Origin of the sequence: Streptomyces sp. NPDC088812 (assembly GCF_044750285.1) — a bacterium.
Lineage (GTDB): Bacteria > Actinomycetota > Actinomycetes > Streptomycetales > Streptomycetaceae > Streptomyces.
On record NZ_JBIVJP010000015.1, the window covers coordinates 97,452 to 109,571 of the forward strand.

Annotated in this window: 6 protein-coding genes; 3 read left to right on the forward strand and 3 right to left on the reverse strand. The window is 72.3% G+C overall.

What is annotated here, in order from left to right; genetic code table 11:
- Positions 1-19: 19 nt before the first annotated feature.
- The 3 genes from mfd to ACIP67_RS25490 form a co-directional block, all read right to left on the reverse strand.
- Positions 20-3,553 carry a transcription-repair coupling factor gene (mfd, locus tag ACIP67_RS25480; RefSeq protein ID WP_401694928.1) on the reverse strand — a complete coding sequence of 1,178 codons (3,534 nt, stop codon included), beginning with the start codon at positions 3,551-3,553 and terminating at the stop codon, positions 20-22.
- 595 nt (positions 3,554-4,148) lie between these two features.
- On the reverse strand, positions 4,149-6,728 hold the full coding sequence (locus tag ACIP67_RS25485; protein WP_401694930.1) for an ABC transporter permease: 2,580 nt from the start codon (positions 6,726-6,728) through the stop codon (positions 4,149-4,151).
- A complete protein-coding gene (locus ACIP67_RS25490) occupies positions 6,725-7,513 on the reverse strand; it encodes an ABC transporter ATP-binding protein (RefSeq protein ID WP_401694932.1) in 789 nt (262 codons plus the stop codon). The genes ACIP67_RS25485 and ACIP67_RS25490 overlap by 4 nt, the downstream gene beginning before the upstream one ends.
- Before the next feature lie 494 nt (positions 7,514-8,007).
- Between ACIP67_RS25490 and ACIP67_RS25495 the strand changes: the two genes are divergently transcribed.
- From ACIP67_RS25495 to ACIP67_RS25505, 3 genes are all read left to right on the forward strand, one after another.
- Positions 8,008-9,588, forward strand: a complete 1,581-nt coding sequence (locus ACIP67_RS25495; RefSeq protein WP_401694934.1) for an MFS transporter — start codon at positions 8,008-8,010, stop codon at positions 9,586-9,588.
- A 303-nt stretch (positions 9,589-9,891) separates the two neighbouring features.
- Positions 9,892-10,311, forward strand: a complete 420-nt coding sequence (locus ACIP67_RS25500) for a DUF485 domain-containing protein (RefSeq protein WP_401694936.1) — start codon at positions 9,892-9,894, stop codon at positions 10,309-10,311.
- A complete protein-coding gene (locus ACIP67_RS25505) occupies positions 10,308-11,957 on the forward strand; it encodes a cation acetate symporter (RefSeq protein ID WP_401694938.1) in 1,650 nt (549 codons plus the stop codon). Before ACIP67_RS25500 ends, ACIP67_RS25505 begins: the two co-directional genes overlap by 4 nt.
- Positions 11,958-12,120 lie beyond the last annotated feature (163 nt).

Sequence of the window (12,120 nt, forward strand, 5' to 3'; positions counted from 1 at the left end):
CCCGGGACAGCCGGCCCCCCTACGACCCCAGCACCGTCGTCAGGAACTCCCCGACCCACCCGAGCAGTTCCCGCCCGACCAACGGCTTGCCGCCGACCTTCGCGGTCTTCGGGCGGGGCACGAGGACCTGGTGGGCGGCGGACTTGATGACGCTGCCGGGGTAGAGCCGCTTCAGCCGCAGCTCCTGCGACTCCCGCAGCTCCACGGGCGCGAAGCGGATGTTGGTGCCCTGGAGGACGATCTCCCCGGCCTCGCACGCCCGCGCCAGCATCCGCAGGCCGGCCACCAGCAGCAGGTTCTCCACCGGCTCGGGCAGCTTGCCGTAGCGGTCGACGAGTTCCTCGCGTACGGCCTTGATGTCCTCCTCCGTGGTGGCGGAGGCGATGGCACGGTAGGCCTGGAGGCGCAGGCGCTCGCCGGGCGCGTAGTCGTGCGGGACGTGCGCGTCGACGGGCAGCTCGATCTTGACCTCGAGCGGCGGCTCCTCCTCGACGCCGCCGGTCTCCAGCTGCCGCCGGTAGTCCGCGACGGCCTCGCCGACCATGCGGACGTACAGGTCGAAGCCGACGCCCGCGATGTGGCCGGACTGCTCGCCGCCCAGCAGGTTGCCCGCGCCGCGGATCTCCAGGTCCTTCATCGCCACGTACATGCCCGCGCCCATCTCGGTGTGCTGGGCGATGGTGGCCAGACGCTCGTGGGCGGTCTCCGTCAGGGGCTTCTCCGGCGGGTAGAGGAAGTACGCGTAGCCGCGCTCCCGGCCCCGGCCGACCCGGCCGCGCAGCTGGTGCAGCTGGGACAGGCCGAAGGTGTCGCCGCGCTCGACGATCAACGTGTTGGCGTTGGAGATGTCGATGCCGGACTCGACGATCGTCGTCGAGACGAGCACGTCGAACCGCTTCTCCCAGAAGTCGACGACGACCTTCTCCAGCGCCGCCTCCGACATCTGGCCGTGCGCGGTGGCGATGCGCGCCTCGGGGACGAACTCGCGCAGACGGGCGGCCGCGCGGTCGATGGACTCGACCCGGTTGTGGATGTAGAAGACCTGGCCCTCGCGCAGCAGTTCGCGGCGGATGGCGGCGCCGATCTGCTTCTCCTCGTACGGGCCGACGAAGGTGAGCACCGGGTGGCGCTCCTCCGGGGGTGTGGTGATCGTCGACATCTCGCGGATGCCCGTCACCGCCATCTCCAGGGTGCGCGGGATGGGCGTGGCGGACATCGTCAGGACGTCGACGTTGGCCCGCAGCTTCTTCAGCTGCTCCTTGTGCTCGACGCCGAAGCGCTGCTCCTCGTCGACGATGACCAGGCCCAGGTCCTTGAACTTGGTCTCCGAGGAGAACAGGCGGTGGGTGCCGATGACGATGTCCACGGAACCCTCGCGCAGCCCCTCCAGGACCGCCTTCGCCTCCGTGTCGGTCTGGAAGCGGGACAGGGCCCGCACGTTCACCGGGAACTGCGCGTACCGGTCGCTGAACGTGCCGAAGTGCTGCTGCACCAGCAGCGTGGTGGGCACCAGCACCGCCACCTGCTTGCCGTCCTGGACGGCCTTGAAGGCGGCGCGGACCGCGATCTCCGTCTTGCCGTAGCCGACGTCGCCGCAGATCAGCCGGTCCATCGGGACCGACTTCTCCATGTCGTCCTTGACCTCGGCGATGGTGGTGAGCTGGTCGGGCGTCTCCGCATAGGGGAAGGCGTCCTCCAGCTCGCGCTGCCAGGGCGTGTCCGTGCCGAAGGCGTGCCCGGGAGCCGCCATCCGCGCGCTGTACAGCTTGATGAGGTCGGCCGCGATCTCCTTGACGGCCTTCTTCGCGCGCGCCTTGGTCTTCGTCCAGTCGGCGCCGCCCAGGCGGTGCAGGGTGGGTGCCTCGCCGCCGACGTACTTGGTGATCTGTTCCAGCTGGTCGGTGGGGATGTAGAGGCGGTCGCCGGGCTGGCCGCGCTTGGCGGGCGCGTACTCCACGACCAGGTACTCGCGGGTGGCGCCCTGCACGGTGCGCTGCACCATCTCGATGTAACGGCCCACGCCGTGCTGCTCGTGGACGATGTGGTCGCCCGCCTCCAGGGTGAGCGGGTCGATGGTCTTCCTACGGCGCGCGGGCATGCGCGCGCCGTCCTTGCCGGCCGCCTTCTGGCCCGACAGGTCGGTCTCCGTCAGGACGGCGAGCCGGAGCACCGGGTCGACGAAGCCGTAGTCGATGCAGCCGCAGGAGACGTGGACGAGGGACGGGGACAGCTCGGTGAGGTCGGTGTCCAGGCGGGCCGCGACGCCCTCGCCGCCGAGCACCTCGACGGTGCGGGCCGCCGGGCCGTGGCCCTCGGTGACGAAGACGACGCGCCAGCCGTCGGCCAGCCAGCCCTTGGTGTCGGCGAGCGCCTTCGCCGTGTCGCCGCGGTAGGTCTCCGGGGCGTGCATGCCGAGCTGGAGGGTGTCCGCCTCCAGTTCCAGGTCGGCGGCGAACGGCGACACCGACCACCACATCATGTCCAGCTCGCGCGCGCGGTCGCGCACGTCCGCGATGGACCACAGGGAGGCCGCGCCGACGTCGATGGGCGCCTCGCCGCCGCCCGCGGTGGCGGCCCAGGACGCCTGGAGGAACTCCTGCGAGGTGGCGACGAGATCGGCGGCACGCGTGCGGACCCGCTCCGGGTCGCACACGACGGCCATGGCGCCCTTGGGCAGCACGTCGAGCAGCAGCTCCATGTCGTCGACCAGGACCGGGGCCAGGGACTCCATGCCCTCGACCGCGATCCCCTCGGCGATCCTGCCGAGCAGCTCGCCCAGCTCGGGGTGCTGTTCGGCGAGGGCACGCGCGCGCGTGCGGACGTCGTCGGTGAGGAGCAGTTCCCGGCAGGGCGGGGCCCACAGGCCGTGGGGGGCGACTTCGAGCGACCGCTGGTCGGCGACCTTGAAGTAGCGGATCTCCTCGACGTCGTCGCCCCAGAACTCGATGCGCAGGGGGTGTTCCTCGGTGGGCGGGAACACGTCCAGGATGCCGCCGCGCACGGCGAACTCGCCGCGCTTCTCGACCAGCTCCACGCGCGCGTACGCGGCGGCGGCGAGGGCTTCGACGACCTCGTTCAGGTCGGCGGTCCCGCCGCTCCTGAGCGCGACGGGCTCCAGGTCGCCGAGGCCTTTGACCTGGGGCTGGAGCACCGAGCGGACGGGGGCCACGACGACGGAGACCGGGCCGGTCTCGGGGTCGTCGGCGCTGGGGTGGGACAGGCGGCGCAGAACGGCGAGGCGGCGGCCGACGGTGTCGCTGCGGGGGCTGAGGCGCTCGTGCGGGAGGGTCTCCCAGGAGGGGTACTCCACGACGCCGTCCGGGGGCAGCAGTGAGCGCAGCGCCGCGGCCAGGTCCTCGGCCTCGCGGCCGGTCGCCGTCACCGCCAGGACGGGGCGGCCGGTCTCGCGGGCCAGGGCGGCGATCGCGAAGGGGCGGGCCGCCGGGGGGCCGACCAGGTCGACGTGCATGCGGTTGCCGTCGGCGGCGGCCGGGATCGCTTCCGCGAGGGCGGTGTCCTTGACTACGGCGTCGAGCAGACCGTGCAGGCTCATGGAGGGCTTTCCGTCCGAGGGACCGGGCGCCGGGTGCGCCGGTCCGGGGTGGGCAACGCGAAGGGCCCGACGCGTGTCACGGGCCGGGGGTGTCCAGAGTACGACGGGGCGGGGCGGTGTGCTGGGGGCTGTGGATGACACGGGGGCTGTGGACGACTCGGGGCGGTGGCGGGGGCGGATTTTCCTCGCCCCCGCCGCCCCTTCCCGTCCCGTCCGTCCTCAGGGGGCTCCGCCCCCTGAAACCCCCGATCGGCCCTGAACGGGCCTCGTCCTCAAACGCCGGACGGGCTGGGTCTACGCCCGGGACGGGCGGGGGCGATGCCCCGGAGAGGCTGGGGTGACGCCCCGGAGGGGAATGGGGTGAAGTCCCGGAGGGAGCTGGGGTGACGCCCCGGAGGGAGCTGGGGTGACGCCCCGGAGGGAGCTGGGGTGACGCCCCGGAAGGGCGGGGGCGGCGCCCCGGAAGGGCGGGGGCGATACCCCGGAAGGGCGGGGGCGATACCCCGGAAGGGCGGGGCGGCGCCTAGACGCGTGGAGCCGGCGCCGAAAAGCCCCCGTGGCTCTTCGGCGCCGGCTCTCCCGTCGCGGCGGGGGGCTAGTCCGTCGCGATCGCGTTCAGGACGTTCATGCGGCCTGCCCGGAAGGCGGGGATCAGGGCCGCGAAGAGGCCCACGAAGGCCGAGGCGACGAACACGCCGATGATCGTCGGCCAGGGGATGTCGAGGACGGTCAGGCCCTCCAGGGCGAGGAGCTGCTGGGCGGTGGCGCCCCAGCCCATGCCCAGGCCGAGGCCGAGGAGGGCACCGAAGAGGGCGATGACGACCGACTCCATGCGGATCATCCTGCGCAGCTGCCGCCTCGACAGGCCGATCGCCCGCATCAGGCCGATCTCCCGGGTGCGTTCCACCACCGACAGGGCCAGGGTGTTCACCACGCCGAGGACGGCCACGATGATCGCCAGGGCCAGCAGGCCGTAGATCAGGTTCAGCATCTGGCCGATCTGGTCCTTCAGCGCCTCCTTGTAGTCGGTCTGGTCGCGGACGATGTACTGCGGGTAGTCGTGCAGCGCGGACTTCAGGGACGCGTACGCCGCGTCCTGGCGCCCTTCCTCCGCCGTGGCGAAGACCAGCGCGTCGAGCGGCATCCGGTCGGCGGGCACGTACTCGGCGACCGTCGCGACGGAGGCGTACATGGCGCCCTTGTCGATGACGACCTCGTCGCTGGTGATCGCGCGGACCGTCAGCGTCGCCGTCGTCCCGTCCTTGAAGTCGACCTTCACGGGGGAGCCGACCTTCAGGCCGTGTTCCTCGGCGAAGCCCTCGAAGACGGACATCGAGTCGGCCCGGTAGGCGTCGGCGAGGTCGCCGGCCACCGTCTCGGTGCGCACGTCCTGTGCGTAGGACGGGTCCGCGGCGTTGATCGTCTCGCCCTTGGAGGTCGTGCCGTCGGGGGTGGTCAGGTCGGCGTCGAGGAGCTTGTACTCGGTGACCCGCTCCAGGCCCGGCGTGGACTTCACGGCCCGGACCGCCTGCGGGGTGATCAGCTGGCCGCTGTCGCTCTGCACGATGAAGTCGGTGCCGACGGACTTGTCGAGCTGGTCGGTGGCCGAGGCGACCATGGAGGAGCCGACCACCGACAGGCAGGCGACCAGTGCGAGACCGATCATCAGGGCGGCGCCGGTGGCGCCGGTGCGGCGCGGGTTGCGCAGGGCGTTGCGTTCCGCCATCCGGCCGACGGGGCCGAAGGCGCGCAGCAGGACGGCCCCCAGGACGCGGACCACGCCACCGGCGAGCAGCGGGCCGATCACCACGAAGCCGATCAGGGTCAGCACCACGCCCAGCCCGAGCCAGAGGGAGCCCTCGCCCGCCTCGTCGGCGGCGGTGGCCAGGTACAGGCCGTAGACGCCGGCGCCGGTGAGCAGCACTCCGAGGACGGCGCGTACGACGCCGGCCTTGGCGTCGGCCGGGGCGCCCGCGTCGCGCAGGGCGGCCATCGGGGAGACCTTGCCGGCGCGGCGGGCGGGCAGGTAGGCGGCGAGGACGGTGACGACCACGCCGAGGACCATGCCGATCACCGGGGTCGTCCAGGCCACCGTCAGGTCGTCGGTCGACAGGTTCATGCCGGTCATGCCCATGAGCTTCATCAGGCCGACGGCGATGCCGACGCCCGCGCCGACACCGAGGACCGAGCCGGCGACTCCGAGCAGCAGTGCCTCGGCGAGCACCGAGCGGTTGACCTGCCGGCGGCTGGAGCCGATGGCCCGCATCAGGCCGATCTCGCGGGTGCGCTGCGCGACGAGCATCGAGAAGGTGTTGATGATCAGGAAGATGCCGACGAGGAAGGCGATCCCGGCGAAGCCGAGCATCGCGTACTTCATCACGTTCAGGAAGTCGCCGACGTTCTGCTGGTTGGCGTCGGAGGTCTCCTTGGCGGTCTGCACCTTGTAGCCGCCGCCGAGGGCGGCCGTGACGTTCTTCTTCAGCTGCGCGTCGCTCACCCCGGCCGCGGCCGTGACGTTGATGTTCGTGTAGACGTCCGACGCGCCGACCAGGGTCTTCTGCGCGGTCTCCAAGTCCAGGTAGAACATCGCCGCGCCGGGGTTGGTGACCTGGAAGGCGGCGATGCCGGAGATCTTCGCGGTGTGCGTGCCGACCGCGCTGATCACGCCGATCTCGTCGCCGAGCTCCAGGCCGTGCTTGTCGGCGGTGTCCGCGTCGACCATGATCTGGTCGGCCGTCGTGGGCGCCGCACCGTCGGTGATCTCCATGGTGCGGGCGTCGTTGCCGTTCCAGCTGCCGACGATGGTGGGGCCGCCGCTGGTGGGCGACAGGCTGTCCTTGTCGGCGTCGACGACCGTCACGGACGTCGAGAAGACGGTCCCCTCCGCGGACTTCACGCCCTGGGCCGTGCGGACCTCGCCGAGCGCGCCGGCCGGTACGACCGGCGGCCTGCCGTTGCCGGCGGTGGTCTCGCCGGTGTCCGAGGCGTCCTTCGCGCTGACCGTGACGTCGGAGGAGGTGGCCGCGAACAGCTTGTCGAAGGTGGTGTTCATCGTGTCGGTGAAGACCAGCGTCCCGCAGACGAAGGCCACCGACAGCAGGACCGCCACGGCCGACAGGGCCATGCGTCCCTTGTGCGCGAGGAAGTTGCGCATCGACGTCTTCAGGACGGTCATGACGTACGCCCCCGCGCGTCGAAGTCCTTCATACGGTCCAAGACCTGGTCGGCGGTCGGCTGGTGCATCTCGTCGACGATCCGGCCGTCGGCCAGGTACAGCACGCGGTCGGCGTACGAGGCCGCCACCGGGTCGTGGGTGACCATCACGATGGTCTGGCCCAGCTCGTCGACGGAGCGGCGCAGGAAGCCCAGGACCTCGGCGCCCGCGCGCGAGTCGAGGTTTCCGGTGGGCTCGTCACCGAAGATGATCTCGGGGCGGGCGGCGAGGGCGCGCGCCACGGCCACCCGCTGCTGCTGGCCGCCGGAGAGCTGGGTGGGGCGGTGCTTGAGCCGGCCGGCGAGCCCGACGGTCTCCACGACCCGGTCCAGCCAGGCCCGGTCGGGCTTGCGGCCGGCGATGTCCATCGGGAGGGTGATGTTCTCTATCGCGTTCAGCGTCGGCAGCAGGTTGAACGCCTGGAAGATGAAGCCGATCCGGTCCCGGCGCAGCTGGGTGAGCTTCTTGTCCTTCAGGCCGGTGATCTCGGTCTCGTCCAGGAAGATCTGACCTGCCGTCACGGTGTCGAGTCCGGCGAGGCAGTGCATCAGCGTGGACTTGCCGGACCCCGAGGGGCCCATGATCGCGGTGAAGCGGCCGCGGGCGATGTCCACGTCGACGTGGTCCAGGGCGACGACCCGGGTCTCCCCGGAGCCGTACGCCTTGACGACCTGCCGCGCCCGCGCGGCAACGGCCGTACGCCCTCCAGTGCCCCCGTGCCTGGGAATGGTCACAGCCGATGTCACGGTATGTCTCCTATGTCGGTCACTTATCGGGACGCACCGGTGCCTTGGCAGTGCGGTCCTGCCCCCGTCGGCGGGTCCTGCCGGTGCGGTCTTGCCGGGTACGTCAATGAGTCTGTCGGTGCGGACGGGCCCGGCGCGCTGGTGCTCGGGCCCGTCTTCCCGGGGGGTTAACCCCACCCCGACAGCTGAGGACGGCCGCCCCCCGCGGCGTGGAACCAGGTTAGGGACGGGCCGTGGCCCTTCTCGTCCTCCGGCGGAACGACCGCTCCCCGAGCCCTGGTACGGAGGTACCCCTAGGGGGAGTCCACCGCAGGGCGGACTCCCCCTCCGGGCCGGCTCCCCCTTCGGGCCCACCCGAGGCTCCACCCTCCCGCCGCGTCAGGGTCGAGTGGGAAGCTGTGGCGGACGGATGGCTGCAAGGGACACGGACGTCCCGCGGGGGCCCGCACACCACGGCCGGGCCCGGACGGGACGCACAGGGGAGGGCATTTCCGGTGGGCGACACGAGACCCGCGACACGGCACACGGCCCAGCGCACGGCCACCGGACGACGAGGAGCGGTCGTCGCCGCGCTGATGCTCTCCATGGCGCTCGCCGCCCTCGACTCGACCATCGTCTCCACCGCGGTCCCGCAGATCGTCGGCGACCTCGGCGGGTTCTCCGTCTTCTCCTGGCTGTTCTCCGGCTATCTGCTCGCCGTCACCGTCACGCTGCCCGTCTACGGCAAGCTCTCCGACACCTTCGGCCGCAAGCCGGTCCTGGTGGCCGGCACCGTGCTGTTCCTGCTGGGCTCACTGCTGTGCGCGCTCGCCTGGAACATGGGCGCGCTGATCGCGTTCCGTGTCGTACAGGGTCTGGGCGGCGGAGCGCTCCAGGGCACCGTGCAGACACTCGCCGCCGACCTGTACCCGCTGGAGGAACGCCCGAAGATCCAGTCCAAGCTGTCGACGGTGTGGGCGGTGTCCGCGGTCGCCGGGCCGGGTGTGGGCGGTCTGCTGGCGGCGTACGCCGACTGGCGGTGGATCTTCCTGGTCAACCTGCCCGTCGGCGCGGTGGCGTTGTGGCTGATCGTGCGTCATCTCCATGAGCCGCGCCGAGAGTCCCCCGCACGCGCGCGTGCCGACGCCGGCCCGGGAGAGACGCCTCGCGCGCGTGCCGGCGCCGGCCCGGAAGGGACGCCTCGCGCGCGTGCCGACGTCGACTGGGCGGGCGCGCTGACGGTGTTCGCGTGCGGGGGTGTGCTGCTGACCGCGCTGGTGCAGGGCGGGGTGGCCTGGCCGTGGCTGTCGGCGCCGTCGCTCGCCCTGTTCGCCGCGGGCCTCGCCCTGGCCGGGCTGGTCGTGGTCGTCGAACGCCGTGCCGCGCAGCCGATCATCCCCGGCTGGGTCTGGCGCCGCCGTACGATCGCGGCGGTCAACCTCGCGCTGGGCGCGCTGGGTCTGCTGATGGTGGCGCCCACGGTGTTCCTGCCCACGTACGCCCAGTCGGTGCTGGAGCTGGATCCGGTGTCCGCCGGGTTCGTGCTGTCGGTGTGGACGCTGAGCTGGCCGGTGTCGGCCGCGCTGAGCCAGCACGTGTACCGGCGCATCGGCTTCCGCGACACCGCCCTGCTCGGCATCGGCGCGGCCGCGTTGGTGCTGCTGGCGTTCCCCTTCCTGCCGTATCCGGGCGAGGCCTGGCAGCCGACGGTGCTGATGCTGCTGCTGGGTGCCGCGCTGGGTCTGTTCCAGCTGCCGTTGATCGTCGGTGTGCAGTCGACGGTCGGCTGGTCGGAGCGGGGCACCACGACCGCGTCGGTGCTGTTCTGCCGCCAGACGGGCCAGACGGTCGGCGCGGCCGTGTTCGGCGCCGTCGCCAACGGTGTCCTGGCGGCTCGCCTGGGCGGCGCGGGCGACCTGGACTCCGTCACGGGCGCCCTGGCCTCCGGACCGGCGCGGGAAGCCACCCGGCGCGCCGTCGCGGACGCCGTGCACGCCGTCTACCTGGGCGCCTCCTGCGCCGCCGCCGTCGCCTTCGCCGTCCTGCTGCTGGTGGCACCGCGCCGCTTCCCGGTGCTCACCCGTCAGGGCGACTGAGAACCCCACGGCGGTGCGGACGCGCGGGCCGGGGAGCAGCGGCGGGGGCGGGCCGCCGGGATGCCGGTCCCCCGTCCCCACGCCGACCTACAGGCCACCCCCGACCCGAGCCACCTCAAGGGTTAACGCGGGTAACACCGCAGGTCGGCAATGGTTGGACACAGCAAGCGCATACCGACCGCTCAGTTTGCCGAAACCCTCGCACAACCGCGTACTCCCGGGTAACGTGCGTGCCCCCTCACCTCCGCCCCCACCTCCCTGCGGTCCGCCGCCCCGGATCCGAGCCACGCAAGGAGACACGGGATGACCCATGACGCGTCCCCGCCGCCTCACCTGACGTACCCCTGGCAGCCACCACCGCCCGCCCCCGAGCCCGCCCGCCGGCCACCCGCCCGCCACACACCGCTCGGCCACCACAGCGACCTGCGGAAACTGCGCACCGCCTACCGCCGGCAGCGGCGCATCGCCACCCTCACCGCGCTCGGCTACTTCGTCCCCTTCCTCCTCCTGTCCGCCTTCGCGCCCTCCCTGACGACCACCAGGGTCGCCGGCCTCCCCGCCGGCCTGTTGCTCGCCCTGCTCCAGCTCCCCGTCACCTGGCTGGCGATCGCCGTGTACGAGCACACCGCCCGCCGCCGCGTCGACCCGCTCGCCGACCGCATCCGCCGGCAGTCCGAGCTCGACGCCAAGCGCGCGGCCCGGCACGAGAGGGCGACAGGATGACCCGGGCCGACGGGGGCCGGTCCGCCGCCGGCACCTTCGCCGAACTCGGCGGCGACACGCAGACCATGTCCCTCGTGGCGTTCACCGCGGTCGTCTCCGTCACGCTGCTGCTGTGCGTGCTGACGGGCCCCGACCGGGACGACCTCGACGAGTTCTACACCGGCTACCGCTCCCTGTCCCCCCTGCGCAACGGCCTGGCCGTCGCCGGCGACTACATCTCCGCCGCCACCGTCCTCGGCACCGGCGGCGTGATCGCCCTGTACGGCTACGACGGCGTCGTCCTCGCCCTGAGCACGGCCCTGTCGCTGATGCTGCTGATGTTCCTGCTCGCCGAACCCCTGCGCAACGCGGGCCGGTTCACCATGGGGGACGCCCTCGCCCGGCGCATGCCGGGCCGCGCGGTGCGCATCACCGCGTGCGCGGTGACGATCGTCGCGCTCCTGCCGATGATGCTGGTGCAGCTCGCGGGCACCGGCCAGCTCCTCGCGTTCCTCCTCGGCTTCTCCGGCGACTCGCTGAAGACGGCCTGCATGATCGTCATGGGCGTGCTGATGATCAGTTACGCGGCGATCGGCGGCATGAAGGGCACGGCCCTCATCCAGATCATGAAGATCGTCATGCTGCTCGGCTCCGGCGCCGTCGTCGCCGTCCTGGTCCTGCACCGCTTCGACTGGAACCCCGGCGCCCTCGTCGACGCGGCCGCCGCGGGCAGCGGGATCGGCGACGCGTTCCTCCGCTCGGGCCTGCAGTTCTCCTCCGGGCCGCAGCCCGGCCTCGACATGATCAGCTCCCAGCTCGCGGTGGTGCTCGGCGGCGCGTGCCTGCCGCACATCACCATGCGCATGAACACCGCCTCCTCCGCGCGCCAGGTGCGCCGCTCGATGTCCTGGGCGGTGTCCGGCGTGGCCCTGTTCGTGCTCGTCATCACGGTCGTCGGGTTCGGGGCGACGGCCCTGGTGGGCCGCGCGGCGATCGCCCAGGCGGACCCGCAGGGCAACACCGCCTATCTGCTGGGCTCCCGGGCCGCCTTCGGACAGGCGCCGTCCACGGCGGAGACACTGCTGTTCACCACCGTGACCACGGCGATCTTCCTCACCGTCCTCGCCTCGGTCGCCGGCATGATCCTCGCCTGCGCCAACTCCCTCGCCCACGACGTCCTCGCGGCACGCGCGCGGGAGACGTCCCCTCGCCGCGAGATGCTGCTGGCCCGCCTGTCCGCCCTGGCCGTCGGCGTCCCGACGATCCTGCTGGCCGCCCAGGTCCAGCACCGCAGTCTGCAGCCGCTGGTCACCCTGTCGTTCTGCCTCGGCGCCTCGGCCCTGGCCCCCGCCCTGGTCTACAGCCTCTTCTGGCGCCGCTACACCCGGACGGGCCTGCTGAGCACCCTCATCGGGGGCACCCTGTCGGTCCTGCTGATCATGCCCGGCACCAACCTGGTCTCCGGCTCCCCGACCGCCGCCTTCCCGGACGCCGACTTCAACTGGTTCCCGTTCACCACCACCGGCCTCGTCACCATCCCCCTCGGCTTCGCCCTCGGCTGGCTGGGGACGGTCACCTCGGGCCGCCGCAAGGCGGAGGAGCAGCGGCGCCGGTACGAGGCGGTGGAGGGGTGGATCCTGGCCGGGGCGGTGCGGAGGGAAGGCTGAGGAGAGAGCGAGCCTAGGGGGCGGAAGCCGGGGAGACAGGAGGGCGGGCGGAGGCCGGGAGGGCGGGAGGGCAACCGCCCGTGAGGCAGAAGGCCGGGAAACCGACCGCCCAGGAGACAGGAGCCGGGAGCCTGGCCTGAGCCAGAACCCGGGAGCCGGAAGC